At 47.3% G+C, this 15,020-nt stretch carries 12 protein-coding genes; 5 read left to right on the top strand and 7 right to left on the bottom strand.

Annotated features, from left to right (window positions below):
• Positions 1-111: 111 nt before the first annotated feature.
• The 4 genes from DP_RS18105 to pyk are packed head-to-tail and all read right to left on the bottom strand — an operon-like array spanning position 112 to position 3,727.
• Positions 112-270: a hypothetical protein gene (locus DP_RS18105; RefSeq protein ID WP_156792335.1), complete on the bottom strand. Its 159-nt coding sequence runs from the start codon at positions 268-270 to the stop codon at positions 112-114.
• An 18-nt stretch (positions 271-288) separates the two neighbouring features.
• Positions 289-705: an alternative ribosome rescue aminoacyl-tRNA hydrolase ArfB gene (arfB, locus tag DP_RS15765; protein ID WP_011190359.1), complete on the bottom strand. Its 417-nt coding sequence runs from the start codon at positions 703-705 to the stop codon at positions 289-291.
• A gap of 17 nt (positions 706-722) precedes the next feature.
• Positions 723-1,985, bottom strand: coding sequence for a BaiN/RdsA family NAD(P)/FAD-dependent oxidoreductase (locus DP_RS15760; protein ID WP_011190358.1), 1,263 nt, complete (start codon positions 1,983-1,985; stop codon positions 723-725).
• A complete protein-coding gene (gene pyk, locus DP_RS15755; RefSeq protein ID WP_011190357.1) occupies positions 1,982-3,727 on the bottom strand; it encodes a pyruvate kinase in 1,746 nt (581 codons plus the stop codon). The genes DP_RS15760 and pyk overlap by 4 nt, the downstream gene beginning before the upstream one ends.
• Before the next feature lie 110 nt (positions 3,728-3,837).
• Between pyk and DP_RS15750 the strand changes: the two genes are divergently transcribed.
• Positions 3,838-4,458, top strand: a complete 621-nt coding sequence (locus DP_RS15750; protein ID WP_228130154.1) for an FKBP-type peptidyl-prolyl cis-trans isomerase — start codon at positions 3,838-3,840, stop codon at positions 4,456-4,458.
• A 46-nt stretch (positions 4,459-4,504) separates the two neighbouring features.
• Here DP_RS15750 and DP_RS15745 read toward each other — a convergent pair whose 3' ends face one another.
• Positions 4,505-6,019: a B12-binding domain-containing radical SAM protein gene (locus tag DP_RS15745; RefSeq protein ID WP_041278125.1), complete on the bottom strand. Its 1,515-nt coding sequence runs from the start codon at positions 6,017-6,019 to the stop codon at positions 4,505-4,507.
• A gap of 129 nt (positions 6,020-6,148) precedes the next feature.
• Here DP_RS15745 and DP_RS17180 point away from each other — a divergent pair, with 129 nt between their 5' ends.
• The 4 genes from DP_RS17180 (at position 6,149) to DP_RS15725 (ending at position 13,610) form a co-directional block, all read left to right on the top strand.
• A complete protein-coding gene (locus tag DP_RS17180) occupies positions 6,149-8,284 on the top strand; it encodes a response regulator (protein ID WP_011190354.1) in 2,136 nt (711 codons plus the stop codon).
• Positions 8,285-8,397: 113 nt separating this feature from the next.
• The gene (locus DP_RS15735; RefSeq protein ID WP_041278124.1) at positions 8,398-9,324 is read left to right on the top strand and encodes a Tim44 domain-containing protein; all 927 of its coding nucleotides are present in this window, start codon (positions 8,398-8,400) and stop codon (positions 9,322-9,324) included.
• Between the two features lie 251 nt (positions 9,325-9,575).
• On the top strand, positions 9,576-10,097 hold the full coding sequence (locus DP_RS15730) for a PaaI family thioesterase (RefSeq protein ID WP_041278123.1): 522 nt from the start codon (positions 9,576-9,578) through the stop codon (positions 10,095-10,097).
• 6 nt (positions 10,098-10,103) lie between these two features.
• A complete protein-coding gene (locus DP_RS15725) occupies positions 10,104-13,610 on the top strand; it encodes a bifunctional diguanylate cyclase/phosphodiesterase (protein ID WP_011190351.1) in 3,507 nt (1,168 codons plus the stop codon).
• Here DP_RS15725 and DP_RS15720 read toward each other — a convergent pair.
• Complete coding sequence (locus DP_RS15720) at positions 13,607-14,242, bottom strand: RluA family pseudouridine synthase (protein WP_011190350.1); 636 nt, start codon at positions 14,240-14,242, stop codon at positions 13,607-13,609. The two genes, DP_RS15725 and DP_RS15720, sit on opposite strands and share 4 nt — an antisense overlap.
• The gene (locus DP_RS15715; protein WP_011190349.1) at positions 14,239-15,015 is read right to left on the bottom strand and encodes a hypothetical protein; all 777 of its coding nucleotides are present in this window, start codon (positions 15,013-15,015) and stop codon (positions 14,239-14,241) included. Before DP_RS15715 ends, DP_RS15720 begins: the two co-directional genes overlap by 4 nt.
• Positions 15,016-15,020: the final 5 nt, after the last annotated feature.

The raw sequence follows: 15,020 nt of genomic DNA, 5'->3' as shown, positions 1-15,020 counted from the left end.
GACGTCTCTACGGGCTGTACTTTAGGGGAATCGATAAACGCCAGAGCCCCTTACCAAGAGGAGGAGTATGTCCTTGTACGCTTACAGAGTCTTGCCTAAGAATTGAGAATATTAGATTTTTTCGCTGTTTATCTCGCTTTTAAGCAGTGGCAGTTTACCAAAAAAATCTCTGTGTTCTCTGTGAACTCTGTGGTTAACTGCTTTTGCTTTTGCTTTTGCTTTTGCTTTTGCTTTTAACTGATAACTGATAACTGATAACTGACAGCTCATAACTTATAACTGCTTTTCTCAATAATCCACCTTACCCCGTAATTTCTTTGTGCTTCCCTTCTGTTTTTTGGACTCCATCCGTTTTTTTCGTGCCCTCTTGGAGGGTTTTGTGGCTCGCCGTGACTTTTGCACGACCATGGCGGCGGCGATAATCTTTGCCAGACGTTCTTCTGCCGCCCGGCGGTTTTGTTCCTGGCTGCGAAAGGCCTGGGATTTGATGATGATGACGCCATCGGCGGTGAGGTGGTGGTCGCCACCACCCAGGATCCGGCTTTTCTGAACATCGCTCAGAGAAGACTGAACCACATCAAAACGAAGGTGAATGGCTGTCGCCACCTTGTTGACATTTTGTCCACCTGATCCCTGAGCACGTATGGCCGTTGTTTCGACTTCATACTCAGGGATGGTGATATTACCAATTCGTATATCAGGCAAGGATCTTCCTCGGGCAGTTACGAATGATCAGATTTGGCAAAGGAGGCTGCGGATTTCCCAGCCAACCAACCAGTGGAAAAGGCCGCCTGCAGGTTGTAGCCACCTGTGTCGGCGTTGAGATCGAGCACTTCTCCCGCGAAGTAGAGACCTGTAATCTTTTTAGAGCCCATGGTCTTGGGTGAGACCTCTTTAAGGCTGACACCACCTGCGGTTATAATAGCCTCATCGTAGGAGCGATGACCGTTGATGGTAACGGTGAAGTTCTTTAGCCAGTGGACTATCTTTTTGCGCATAGCAGCGGGGAATGTACCTGCTGCAGTCTGTGGTGCGATCTGACAGTCATGCAGACAGAGGGCGATGAGCTTTTGGGGCAGGAGTCCACGCAGGATGGTTTTTATTGTATCTTTGTAGTTGGTGGTGAGGTCGCGAATCAGACGGGCATCAAGTTTTTGATAATCGAGGGCTGGTTTGAGATCAATGTGTATCTGCACGGACTGTTTCTTGTGCAGGGCATCTATGGCCTGACCACTGAGGCCGATGCCGATGGGGCCTGCAACGCCAAAGGTGGTAAAGGATATCTCACCAAAATGACTGGCAACCTTCTTGTTGTCTACCAAAAGTTGGGCCTGGACGTTACGAAGATCCAGTCCGGATATTTCTGGGATGAAGGAATCCTTGCTCGTCAGAGGTACCAGGGCAGGACGTGGTGGAACGACGGTATGTCCGAGTTCTTCACTGAAGGAGAAACCATCTCCCGTAGATCCGGTTTTTGGGTAAGAGAGTCCACCGGTGGCGATGACGACGCGGGAACAGGAGAGCTCCTCGCCATCAGCGATTTTGACGCCATAAATGCGTTCGTCGCTCACCAGAATCTTACGGACGGGTGCTGAACGATAGACTTCTACGCCGGTACCCTTAATCCAAAAATTAAGGGCCTCAACAATATCGAGGGCCTTGCCGCTGGTGGGGAAAAATCTGCCCCCGCGTTCAAGGGTGACGTCGGCGCCCAGAGATTCCACAAGCTCGACCAACTCCTTTGAGAAAAAACGGGAAAATGCCTGTCTGAGAAACTTGCCGTTTTTGCCAAAGTGCTGGATAAATTCAGGGAGCTCTGCGCTATTGGAGAGATTGCATCTTCCCTTGCCGCTAATACCTATCTTGCGTCCTGTCTGTTGCATCTTTTCAAAAAGAGCAACGTGGGCACCTGCTTGGGCGGCGGCTCCGGCGGCCATAAGTCCCGCGGCTCCAGCACCGATAATAATTACATCGTATTTTTTCATGTGTTTTGTGTACTTCCGTAACAGATATGGCCAGTTGTCCCATCAATGGTGATAACCTGGTCATTTTCAAAGAGCATAAGGGCATTGGTAACATTACAGATAACAGGGATCCCCAGTTCGCGGCCAACAATTGCCGCATGTGAGGTGAGTCCCGGTGCTTCTGCAATAATTCCACGCACCTTACCGAGATGTTTCAGCATGGATTCATTGGTTGAGGATACTACCGCAATGGTATGTTCGGGGAGATCCTGCCAATCATCTTCTGCTTGAATAATGCGGACGGCACCCTGGGCATGCTTGACCCCAATCCCCTGGCCGGTAACGCAAATATCTGCCACCGTGTGTACCTTAAGCATATTGGTTGTCCCTGTGGGTCCAAGAGGCATGCCGGCGGTTATAATGACCAAATCGCCATTATGAATAAGCTCTGCAAGGGTTGCTGCATGAATGACTCGATCCAGCTGCTCATCCATGGAGGAACCAAAGTTGCAGAGCAGGGGGGTTACCCCGCGAATAAGTTGAAGGTGGCGAATGGTGCTGGGCGAAGGGCTGACGGCAATAACGGGAGCCTTGGGGCGATATCTGGCCACCATGCGAGCGGTGGAACCAGAGCTTGTTGCCGTAATGATGGCGGTTGCTTTAAGATCCGCTGCCGTCGCACAACTTGCATAGGAGATAGAGTCGGTGATCGTTGGTCTTCGGTTCTGCAGGCCATTTGCCAGGATATGATCATAGTCCAGGGCATTCTCAGCTATTGTCGCACAGCGGACAAGAAAGGCTACAGCCTGAACAGGATACTTACCAATGGCTGTTTCGCCGGAGAGCATTACTGCATCGGTGCCATCGAAGATAGCGTTGGTTACATCATTTGCCTCGGCTCTGGTAGGAGTGGGGCAGGTGATCATTGATTCGAGCATCTGGGTGGCAGTGATTACAGGTTTGCCTAGTCTGTTTGCAGCTTTGATGATGCTTTTTTGAATAATAGGCACCTCTTCGGCGGGTACTTCAACGCCTAGATCACCCCGAGCTACCATTATTCCGTTGGCTGCTTGCAGTATTTCATCAAGATTGTTTACTCCCTGGCGGTTCTCGATCTTGGCAATGATCTCCTGATCACCACCGTTATCTTCGATGATTTTTCGTACCGCCCAGACATCACCTGCCTGTCTAACAAAAGAAGCAGCGATGAAATCAACATCCTGTTCGACTCCGAAGGCGATATCTTCTTTGTCTTTTTCTGACAAAGAGGGCAGGTTAACCTCGTTATCGGGGAGGGCAACACGTTTACGACTACTGAGGATTCCGCCGGCAATAACTTTCGTGATCACCTCTTCATCTTCAATGGCAAGCACTTCCAGGGCGAGCTTTCCGTCATCGAGAAGGATGCGTGAACCTACCTGGACATCACCTGCAAGCTGTGGGTAATTTGTAGTGATCCGCGATGGGGAAACAGTTTCAGCTCTGTTGGTGATGACTAGCTCTTCTCCATCAACGAGATGTATATCTTCTTCCATCTCGCTAACACGAATTTCAGGGCCACGGTTATCAAGTAGGATCGCGGTATCTTTTTCTGCTAACTTGCGAGCCTCTTTTACATTACTGATAAGATGCTTGTAGCTTTCAGCATCTCCATGGGAAAGGTTTATCCGTGCAACATTCATTCCCGCTTGAATAAGGGAATAAATCTCCTCGACGCTTTGGCTCTGGGGCCCTAGGGTGGCAATTATTTTTGTTTTATTCATGATGGTACGCGAGTGTCAAAGTTTTATAAATCTAATAAGACCCTATATCCTACTACATTTTTTCATATTACGCTTAAAAACTAACTCATCCGCCTATAGATACTACAGAGATGGGTAAAGCAAAAGTGGAAAAGCTCTGTCCCATGCGCATTATTTCCCGGGTACCGGTCCGGCCCCCGACGGATAAAAATAAACTTGTATCTTTCCGGCTTATAGAGCATTGTTTGCAGATAAAATTGAGTGGTTTTATTTTTATTATTTCTCTTTATAAAAGAGGCAAATCAGAGGGAGAAGAGGTTATGGCAGGAGTAAAGAAGGGCGATAAGGTAAAGGTTCGTTACGTAGGCAAGCTTCAAGATGGAACTGTCTTTGATAGCTCAGAGGGCAAGGAGCCCCTTGCCTTTAAAGTAGGTAGCGGCGATGTTATTGATGGTTTTGATGAGGCAATGCTAGGTATGGCCGTGGGCGAAACAAAAGAGGTTCATATCCCTATAGCAAAGGCCTATGGCGAGCGCAACGAAGAGATGATGATGGATGTGCCCGTGGAGCAAATCCCAGACGACTTAGGACCAGAGCTTGGTATGCGTCTTGAGGTGGGTGCTCCCGATGGAGGTGTTCTTCGTGTTGTAGTGGTTGAGTTAGATGAGAAGCATATGCTTCTTGATGCTAATCCACCCCTTGCTGGCAAAGATCTGGACTTTTCCCTGGAACTCGTTGAGATATCCGCATAAAAGGTTTTGTCCCAGTGTAAGCTGGGACAAAAAACCTTTATCGCCATCACGAGTTTTTGTGGAAAAATGGTGCATGGTTTGAGCTGAAAAAAGGTGGATTCTCCCTGAGGATGGGCATGATCAGTGGGTGGCGCTTGAATTCATTGTTTAAGAACTTACGAATTTCTTTGCGGCCCCAACCCTTAGGGTGGATAAAATCTGTGTAGAGGGTGAGATCGCCTTCATGGCGGTTGATCGTCTCAAGGGTCTCTGTCTCCTGACTGCAGATGGGCAGGTTGAAGATGGAAAGGTTGGTGTAGGTGATGGCACTTGCGTGTTCGCTGGCAAAGCGAAGTGTCTTTCTTGCCTCACCTATATCCTCTGATGCTGTACCAAAAAGCAGGTAAACATAGGTGGCGATGCCTGCCTGTTCAAGGGAGCGCAGTACCCGCGAGGCCAGCGACAGGCTGATTCCCTTGTTCATCTGCTCCAGCACATAGCTACTTCCCGATTCAAGACCTAGCTTGAGCATGGCACAGCCCGATTTTTTCAGGGCCCGGGTAAAATCAGGATCGGTGAGTTGTTCGCAGATGCGGGCAAAGCCATACCATGGAACCCCTGGTGGTTGGCGGATGAGGTCAGTCATGAGTCTGGGACTGATGGCACTGTCGAGGAAGTGGATGAGCCGTGGTCTTGTCTTTTCGATCAATGATCCTAAATCTCTTTGTACCTGATTGTTGCTCAGGCAGATGTATGGGCTATTCTCGCTCGTCTCGGGACAGAAAGAACATTTTCTCCAGTAGCAGCCAATGGAGGCGGTAAAGGGGAGGATATAGCCTGGGGCGAGGTAGTTATTGCCGAGCAGATCTTTGTGCTCGGGTGTCTGTTCCTCTCCATCTGTTTTTCCCGAAACTATTTCCAGGAGGGGGGCTTCACCTGCTCCTACTACAAACTGGTCAACAACTCCTTTGAAGGGATTGGTCCACTGTGGGCTTTTGTGCCAACTTGTTATGAGGCCACCTCCCACAATGATCTTTAGTTCCGGGAAAGAACTCTTTAGAAAACCAATAATGGCAAAGGTCGGCAGGGCCTGGCTGAGGAAGTTGAGTGAGAGGCCAATACGGGTGGGGTTATGCTTGTCGATCAGTGAGGCAATTCTCTTGCCGAGGTAGGGGAAGAATATGTTTTCTCTATAGTGCTCCATGGCATAGAGGAGATCTTCGCTCTTAAGGGGGGAGAGTCTGCTGTCCTGGTAATTTTCCAGGTTGAGTTGGATACCATGCCTCTTGCCGGCGATCTCTATGATTCGATTAATATCGGAGACAGCTCGTTCGTAGCGCGAATAATTTGTATAGCCCTTGCCACTTTTTAAAAGGGTGATATTTTCCTTTCTGTTACGAAAGGCCCTCTTGGACCATGTGTCATTGGCCACGGGGGTGGTTTCAAGAAGATGGTGCAGACATTCAATACTGAGGTCGTATGGAAAACATCTCTCCCCGTTTCCCCGTAAATATGCAGTTAATTGGGCGAGAGCCGCCGATGGCTCGCAGGATTTGACAAATGGTGGTTGGAGAAGAAGCATGATATTCTTTACAGGATAAAAAAAGTAGTATAATTTAAAAAAGTTATGAACGTATGTTAGCATTTATCATGAAATTGTTGCAGTAACAATAATAATCGTCTCCCTTTTTTCACCCCGTGAAGACTCTTTATGTATTATAAACAATCTGTGATTTTGATTATTGATGACGAATACTCTTTTCGCAAAACCACGAAAGTTTATTTAGAAAGATGTGGCTACGGAGTTTTGGAAGCAAAAACGGGGCGTGAGGGCTTAGCCCTCTGTCTCAGGCATGATATCGATCTTGTATTGCTGCATAGTTCTTTACCGGATATCCATGGTGTAGATGTCCTGCAGGAAATACAACTCCTGCTCCCGGAATTGCCAGTTATTATGACTTCTTCCGGTCAGGATGTTGCTGAAATAGCAAAGTTTCTTCGTTTTGGGGCCCTTGACTATCTGCACAAGCCTATTATTGAACCGTCTATCCTGGTTCATGTCGTAGAAAAATCCCTTGATTACATCCGTCTCTCCCGTGAAAATAAAAAATATCAGGAAGCACTTATAACCCAGGTTGCGGAAAAAGAGGAAGAGTTAAGTCAGCTGGATAGGCGCTTTAGAAATATGGTCAGCTCTGGGCAAAAGTTTATTCGTTGCACAGACCTTGATCGACGTGATGGCATGATTCTTCAGGAATTTGCCGATGATTTGGGTGCCACCAAGGGTTGCATGTATCATGTAGAGGAGGATCATCTTACCCTTGCTGCCCGTCTGAACACTGGCTTTCCGTCGCCGCAAAACATTTTTTTTCCCCTGCCAGAGAGTAGCCTCTGTGCGAAAGTCCTGAGGGAGAAGCGGGCCTGCATGGGGCATATATCCAAAGATATTTCTTTACAAGCATGTGCCTGTATGAGTTATAGCAATGACTCATTTGTCATTTTTCCCTTCTTGGACCAAGGGGGTGAGGTAGCCTCTTTGCTGGTGCTTTACGATAAGGTGGCTGACGGTAATCTCCCTGCCCTGTTTCAGGATCATGATCTGGAGCTGGGTGAGGTCCTTGCCTATCGGGTAAGCGATGTCAGGCGCAGAACCGATGTTACTTCGGCTTTAAAACGTTCAGAGGAGTTTGTCCTTCAGGCTCAAAAAAGGGATGCTATTGCCACCCTTGCAGGTGGTATAGCCCATGATTTTAACAACATTCTTTCCGCCATTGTTGGTTATACTGATCTGAGCCTTTTTACAGAGACCTGTAGTGATGATGTGCGGAGTAATCTTGAGCAGGTGCAAAAGGCAAGTGAACGGGCCCGTAATTTGGTTCGTCAGATACTCTCCCTTACCAGGGCCGAGACCTCCGAAGAAACAGTGATGGGATTATCAGAGGTTATTCTGGAGGCCTTGAAGTTTGTTCGAGTAAGTCTGCCGACCTCTGTCTGTATTGAGCATGATATTGGCGAGGGCCTTGAAACAGTTCTTGCCAACCCTGACCGAATCCATCAGGTGGTGATGAACCTCTGTACCAATGCGGCTCATGCCATGCAGAAGGGCGGTGGCACCCTCAAGGTGAGCTATAAAAAAGTTGACCTGGATGCAGGATTACATGATATCCATGAGCTTTCAGGCAGGACATGTCTGTGTCTGGCTGTTATGGATGATGGTATTGGCATAGAGTCTGATCTTCTCGAAAAAATATTTGATCCCTATTTTACCACTAAGATGCAGTGTGAGGGGACAGGTCTTGGCCTTGCGGTTGTTCAGGGTATTATGGATAGTCTCGGTGGAGCTATACGGGTTGAGAGTCAGCTAGGTAAAGGAAGTTCCTTTTATCTCTACTTTCCTATTGTCCAGGATGAGCAGGTGCAGGTAAAGGCACATTTGAGTTCGCCCCTGCTGGTTGGCAAAGAGAGGGTGCTTTTTGTTGATGATGAGCAGATCCTTGCTCAGATGGCGGGACAGATGCTGACTTATCTGGGCTATAAACCCACTGTTTTTACAGATAGCAGGGTCGCCCTTGAGCACTTTGCCGAAAACCCCGATAATTACGATCTTGTTATAACTGATCTGACCATGCCCTTTATGTCGGGACTTGAATTAAGTCGGCGGGTAAAAGAACTGGGCTCTGAAGTGCCGGTGATTTTACATACAGGTTATTCGAGTATGGTGGATGTGGGTGAGGCCCGGGCTATGGGTATTGCCGCCATTATGATAAAACCCCTGACAATGTCTAAACTTTCTCGTCTGGTACGAGAGGCAATAGATGGTAATTCACGAAAATATCGCAGGGAATAGACGGAGAAACTTGCCTTTATTGGTTTGGACGCTTATTTTTTACCAGGTTGTGTTTGAATGTTACTTGGTTTTTTTGAACTGAGTTAGATTAATTTATGGATGATGGAGAGCAAATGTTTGGAATCTTGAAGAAGTTAACGCCATTTTTTTTGGTGTTGATTGCCCTGTCTTTCGTGGAAGGTGGAATTACCGCGGATTATTCAGAGGCCAGGTCGATGAGGGGCGGTCGGAGTTTTAGCAGGACGAAGAGTTCTCCCACTAAGAGTATGAGCTCCACTAAGGCGGGAGCGGCTGGTAAGAGTAGCTTTTCCCGTGGTCTGATGGGCGGTCTGCTTGGAGGTGCCCTTGGTGGTATGCTCTTTGGCTCGATGTTTGGCGGTGGTGGTAGCGGTGGCGGTGGTGGCATGGGGATTTTACCCATTCTTATCCTTGCCGGTGGTGCCTATTTTCTTTTTCGAAAATTTAAACAACAGTCCAAGGGCGGAAAAGAGTCAGCCTATACCAGACCAACTGCAACCCCCTCCTTTGGCGGTGGTATGAATGGGGGCGAAAATACCGACGTGCGACCACCTCCAGCCCCGGCTTTTGCAGGCATGTCCGATCTTGACGAGGGAATAGACCAAATCAAGGCGACTGACCAGGATTTTGAAAAGGAGCATTTTATTCAGGTTGCCTCCGATGTGTTTTTTCAGATCCAGGCAGGTTGGATGCGTCGCGATATAAGTTCCTATCGTCATCTGGTGGGGAATCAACTGGCCGAAGAGTATACAAGCCAATTTGCCAAAATGAAGGCTGCGGGGCGTACCAACAAGCTGGAGTCCATTGCGGTACGTTCAATAGAGGTCATTGCTGCGGGTTCCGATGGGCTGGAAGATTTTGTCACTGTTCGCTTTATAGCCAGTCTACTTGATTATACCGTGGATGATAAAACAGGAGATATTGTTGAGGGTAGTAATACTGCGCCTGTTAAATTTGAGGAGGAGTGGACCTGGGCTCGTTCTGTAAAGACCAATAATTGGAAGCTTGAGGGGATAAATTAGTCTTCTGGTTTGAGTAGGTGAAAAATGTTGTGTAAAGGGGGCTATCCTATAGGGGATAAGCCCTCTTTGTATTTCTGCCTATCCCCTTTTGCAGGAACAACGGTCTGAGGGTAATTCTTAGCCCTCCAAAGGGATTGTTTTAAGCCAGGCGGTGAATTGTATTTTTTTTGTACCTATTCCTTAAGAGAAGGGCTATTTTTGTCCATCTGTTTTTTCTGAAAAGAGATTCGTGCCGTGATTGGGAGGCTGCAGTGGAATATAGAGTTCTGTTTAAACAACCCCATAGCAAAAATTGTTTTGTCTGTGGTTACGCAAATGATGCCGGTTTGAAGAGTACCTTTTATGTATTGGAGAACGGCTATCTTCTGGCTATGTTTACTCCTCTTGAGGTACATCAAAGCTACCCCGGTAGACTGCATGGTGGCGTTACGGCAGCCATTCTTGATGAGGCCATTGGTCGGGTCATCAATCAATCCCCTAATTCCGAGGTTTGGGGGGTGACACTTGATTTTTCCCTCCGTTTTCGTAAACCGATCCCCCTTGGTGAACCTCTGCGGGTTGTCTGTCGTCTGACCAAGGAGACAGGGCGAAGTTTTTCTGGTGAGGGACGTCTTCTTCTTGGCGATGGTAGTGTTGCTGCCGAGGGGCATGGCAGATATCTGAAAATGAAAATTGATAGTATAGCTGATATGGATGTGGCAGGTGATGAGTGGGTGAATCTTTCCCAGGATACTGATCTTCAAGTAGTTACTCTTTCTGGTCCTCTTTTCTAAATATTTATGATGTCAACAAGATGTATATTTCGTTTGTTTGCCTTAGGTCTGCTAGGCTGTTTTTTTATTCTTGCCTACTGCTTTTTTGATCGCGCCTACATACAGCAACAGAAGGATTTAGCTAGTCAGGCCACCAAAAATTCTTTACGGGAGGCGACAAATGCCTCCGCTACCAGCCTGCAACAGCTCCTGCAGCAGTATCAGATTGAGGCTCGTCTCTCTCAGCAATCCTTGATGGCCTCTGACAGGAGGGATCCAGGGAGATATCCCACCGTCTGGGCCTATAAGTCGACGAAATACAGCTATTTTTCTCAGGCCGATATAGAGGGCATTCGCGCTGTTATTGGGGGATTGTACTCCGCTAAAATTGTTCCTGAGACAAATTCTTCCTATGTGCTCCGATTGCCCGAGGCGAACTCTAAATCCAGGCCATATATGGTGACCCAATCCTCATTCCCAGACGGGGGCTATGTCCTCAGCGAATTGAGTTGGCGGAGATTGCATAAGAGGTTTGGCACCGATATTTCTGATAACCTGATCCTCTCTAAATATTTATTGACAAGGTCTGGGCGAATCCTTTTATCCGCAGATAAAGAGGATGTTGGCAGGCCATTTTTACGTACTCTTATAGATAAATATCCTGTCTTTGGTGGGGCTGATTTTGCCAACTCTATGGAAGGTACTGATGTACGTCTTGTGCAGGACGACGATTGCATCTATGGGCTTAGTTGGCAGTTATTAGCCCTTGGCGATCAACACTATGTCTTTGTCTCTGTCGGTAGACGTAGCTTGCCATTTTTTAATTTGAGGGCATGGATTGATGAGCAGTATGTTTATTTTCTCTTGCTCATCCCCCTGGCTTTTTCTCTTGTCATACTTTTCTTTGTCCTTTTTAATTGTTATCGGCGTAAGAATGAGGCGACGTGTTTTCTTGCCACTCTTGAGGCCCTGCCCTTTGCAGTTATGGTGACGGATCGACAGAAAAAGGTACGCGTTTGGAATGCAGCCCTGGAAGCTTTGACAGGGGTTTCCCGACAGGAGGTTTTACAGGAGGGACCTGAGATATATCGTTCAGCTATTTCTCCCACAGGTAAGCCCCTTCTCATTGATTTTCTTGATAGTTCTCCAGAGGTGCAGGAAGAATTTTTTGAGCACTATGAGCAAATCTTTTCTCAAGACGATGTTGTTACTGCCCTGCGCTCTGTAGAATTTTTGGATAGGGTGAAGACCCTTGAAGTAACGGCTAAAATATTACGTTCTTCGCAGGGTGATATCTATGGCTATATGGAAACGATTGTTGAGACAACTGCTTACCAAGAGCAGATAGGATGCCTTCAACAGGAAAAAGATCAGTATAAACGGATTGTTGATGTGGGCATTCATGGTTTTTGGGAGTGGAACCTTGTGGATGAGAGCCTTTTTATCTCAGCGAAAGCTAAGAAGATGATTGGTTATGAAGAGATTGATTTTAATTCTTCAATTGAGGCCTGGTGGGATCTTGTTCATCCTGAAGATTATGTTCAGGTTGTGGAGACAAACCGTTCTCTCTCTCCCGACTCTCCAAGTTATGATATTCAATATCGAATTTTGCACAGAGATGGTCACTATTGTTGGCTACAGAGCAGGGCCCTGGGTGTGTGGCAAGATGGTGAACTCTTACAGATCATTGGCAGTCATACGGATGTTAGTCAAAGGAGAAAACGAGAGCATACCCTGCAGGTACTTTATCAGGTTTCCATGGCAAATTATCTCAATCAGGGGCTTGGTCGTTATCTTGAGGCGGTACATGAGGCGATAGCCTCCTATAGTCAGGTAAATAACTTTTATGTGGCCCTTTGGCGGCATGAGGAAAAGGCCTTTGAGTTTGTCTACTATCGAGATGAGAGAGAGAGTGAGAGGGTGCAGGCTCAATATCGTATTAATAGTGAAGATTTTGCCAGTATTCCAGGCTTGAGTGGCTATGTCATGCGTCGTGGTAGCAGTCAAATTTTCTCAATTAATGATGTTGAGATGAAGACCTGTATAGGTGTTGTGCCCGCATCATGGCTCGGTGTGCCTTTGATGCTAGGGAATGTGCCCATTGGCATTTTTGCCATTCAGGATTATCAGCAGGAGAATGCCTTTGATCGGGACGATGTCTATCTGCTTGAGGCGGTAGCAGAGCAGGTTGTGCGGGCAATTGAAAGAGATCAGGTCTATGAACGTCTGCTTCATCAGGCGAATCACGATAATCTGACCGGACTTGTAAATAGACAGTATTTTCTTGATTGGGGAGAGAAGTTATTTAATCCAACGGATGGAGAGAGGAGAAGACATGCCCTTTTAATGCTTGATCTTAATCGCTTTAAGCAGATTAATGATTCACTTGGGCATAATGTCGGTGATCGGGTTTTGGTTGAGGTGGTGGTTAAAATACGATCTCAGTTACGAGAGTTAGATCTGCTCGCACGTCTTGGTGGAGATGAGTTTGCCATTATTTTGGAGGATATTGTCTCTCCTGCCAAGGTTGTTAAGCTGGTGGCTAGCATCATCAAGAGTGTGGAGGCCGGTGTTGAGATTGATGGACGGACAATTTTAACGGGAGTAAGCGTTGGTCTGGTTATGGATATTTGCCAGTATGATAATATACACGATGTGCTTCGTTATGCTGATATTGCAATGTATGAGGCGAAGTACAACAGTCCAAAATATTTCCGGGTGTTTAACCAAAAGCTTCATTCAAGAGTCAGAAAAACAATTGAGATTGAACAAATTTTGACAAATGAGTTTGACCCGGAGGAACTTGTTGTTCAGTATCAGCCCATCATTGATCTTGAGCAGAGACGACTGGCAGGTTTTGAGGCCCTTGTTCGTTGGCAGAATCCCCGTCTGGGGTATCTCTTCCCTGATCAATTTCTGCCTGTGGCAGAAGAAATTGGCATTATTTCTAAAATTGATGAGGCTGTGCTTGAGCTAACCTGTGCCAATATTGCCCAGTGGCGCCAACAGACTACTGCCCTGGATCATATTCGGGTAAGCGTTAATCTCTCGCAAAATGAACTGGTAGATTTGAATCTGGCTCAACGAATTATAAAGACTGTTGAAAGGTATGGCCTTAAGCCCTCTGACCTCGCCATAGAGGTAACAGAAAGTGCTCTGATGAGCAATGTACGCTTTGGTAAAAGGATTCTTATGGATCTGCGCGAGAGTGGCATCGGCATTCATATTGATGATTTTGGTACGGGCTACTCCTCCTTTGGTCATCTTGCCGACCTGCCCTTTGATGTCCTGAAGGTGGATAAGTCTTTTCTGCTTCAGGCTCATGAATCAGTGCAGCGGATGACGGTGCTGGAAGCTCTGGTCCGGATGAGTAAAAGTCTGGAAATTCCTGTTGTGGTAGAGGGCGTAGAGGAGAGGGAGCATCTTGATCTGGTCTGTGCCTTGGGCTGTCGCTATGGGCAGGGTTATCATTTTGCAAAGCCCATTGATCGGGACAAGGTTGTAGACTTTGCAGAGACATTCTCTTTTGCTTAAAAATCAGGGTCGTTTTTGAAATAGAGTTTTTCCCCGATGATGGGATGGGTAAAGGAGAGCTGATGGGCGTGAAGCATCATCTCGTCGCCGTCTCTACCTGAACCATAGAAACTGTCACCAATGATTGGTATTCCCAGTCCCTTTGCGTGTGCTGCATGAACCCGAAGTTGGTGGGTGCGCCCTGTCATTGGGGTGAATTCCACCCGGGTGATGCCATTCTTCTCGTCCATTTTACGCCAGAGGGTAATGCCCATTTTGCCGTGTTGGTAATCGAGTATTTGAATGGGGCGATTGTCCAGGTCAACCCGGAAGGGCAGTCTGATCTCCCCCGATACCTCTTGCAGGCACCCTTCGAGGAGGGCGGTGTACTTCTTGTCAACCTGCTGCTCCTGGAACTGGATGGAGAGGGCACGATGAATCTCTTTGCTCACTGCATATACCATGAGACCCGAGGTGTACATATCCAGTCGGTGCACAGCCGGTTGGGTAATCATCTCAGGTATTTTGGCCTGGAGTCGTGACGAGACACAGTCACTGTTTTCTGGCCCTCGTCCCGGCACGGAGAGAAGTCCTCCGGGTTTTATCACCACCACAAGATGGTCGTCTCTGTAGATTATTTTCAGTTCTTTCATCTCTTGTCTTTTCCTTTCGTGTGAGATCCACAGAGCATAAAGCCCAGTAGCGGAGTGCATTTTGTCGTGCATGAAGAGTAAAAATGGCCATGTTTTCTGCTGGCTGATCTGTTTTCTCGGCCAAAATAAAATTCGGCAATACTTAAGGGGACAAGTCCCTGGGTGGCTGCGGAGTTGATTAATTTAGGTGCACAGCAATCACCTGTGCCGGTGGGGATGCCTCGTAGTCCCGTCAGGGCCTGGGCTAAGCCTTGGCAATTCCCCTGGAAGTTATGCACCTCATAGAGGGCATGAAGAGCCCTCATCAGCTGTTGGGAGAGCTTTTTCCTCTGTTTTTTAAGAAGAGGAATAATGGCAGAGCGAGGTGTCTCTCTGGTGAGTTTGTCTATGTGGAGGCTCATCTTTTTGACTCGTCTTTCATTATAGTTGTTTACAGTATGGTATTGGTCGATATCAAAAAGAGGTGGTGCCCAGCCGGGAATAAGCCAGGTTCCTGTATACTGTCCTGAGAAGGCGTAGAGAAAAACCTGTTCCTTTTTCTGGTTAAGGCACTCTAGCACGCCAAACATTTTTCCCCGTGCTTCTCCCCATAGTGGCGCGGTCGAGTACTGCCCTGCTGGTCGGGAACTGAATATATTGAGAGATTCTTGGTTGGTAAGTTCTGCCAGTAGTGTCTGTGCCTGCTCGTAGGCAGCTCCCCCTGTGGGTAGGCTGTGTGTTCTGTTACAGTGGGCGCAAAATCCCTGGCAGGTTAGTTGATGTTTTACAGGCAATGTAT

This window comes from Desulfotalea psychrophila LSv54, assembly GCF_000025945.1.
Classification (GTDB): Bacteria; Desulfobacterota; Desulfobulbia; order Desulfobulbales; family Desulfocapsaceae; genus Desulfotalea; species Desulfotalea psychrophila.
Note: the sequence above shows the minus strand (reverse complement) of the source record. Positions and strands in the feature narration are given on the sequence as shown.

Bases quoted from the DNA above. Each gene is read 5' to 3' on its own strand.
- DP_RS18105 (WP_156792335.1), bottom strand. From the start codon at position 270: ATGAGCTGTCAGTTATCAGTTATCAGTTATCAGTTAAAAGCAAAAGCA.
- DP_RS15760 (WP_011190358.1), bottom strand. From the start codon at position 1,985: ATGAAAAAATACGATGTAATTATTATCGGTGCTGGAGCCGCGGGACTT.
- pyk (WP_011190357.1), bottom strand. From the start codon at position 3,727: ATGAATAAAACAAAAATAATTGCCACCCTAGGGCCCCAGAGCCAAAGC.
- DP_RS15750 (WP_228130154.1), top strand. From the start codon at position 3,838: ATGGGTAAAGCAAAAGTGGAAAAGCTCTGTCCCATGCGCATTATTTCC.
- DP_RS15745 (WP_041278125.1), bottom strand. From the start codon at position 6,019: ATGCTTCTTCTCCAACCACCATTTGTCAAATCCTGCGAGCCATCGGCG.
- DP_RS17180 (WP_011190354.1), top strand. From the start codon at position 6,149: ATGTATTATAAACAATCTGTGATTTTGATTATTGATGACGAATACTCT.
- DP_RS15735 (WP_041278124.1), top strand. From the start codon at position 8,398: ATGTTTGGAATCTTGAAGAAGTTAACGCCATTTTTTTTGGTGTTGATT.
- DP_RS15725 (WP_011190351.1), top strand. From the start codon at position 10,104: ATGATGTCAACAAGATGTATATTTCGTTTGTTTGCCTTAGGTCTGCTA.
- DP_RS15720 (WP_011190350.1), bottom strand. From the start codon at position 14,242: ATGAAAGAACTGAAAATAATCTACAGAGACGACCATCTTGTGGTGGTG.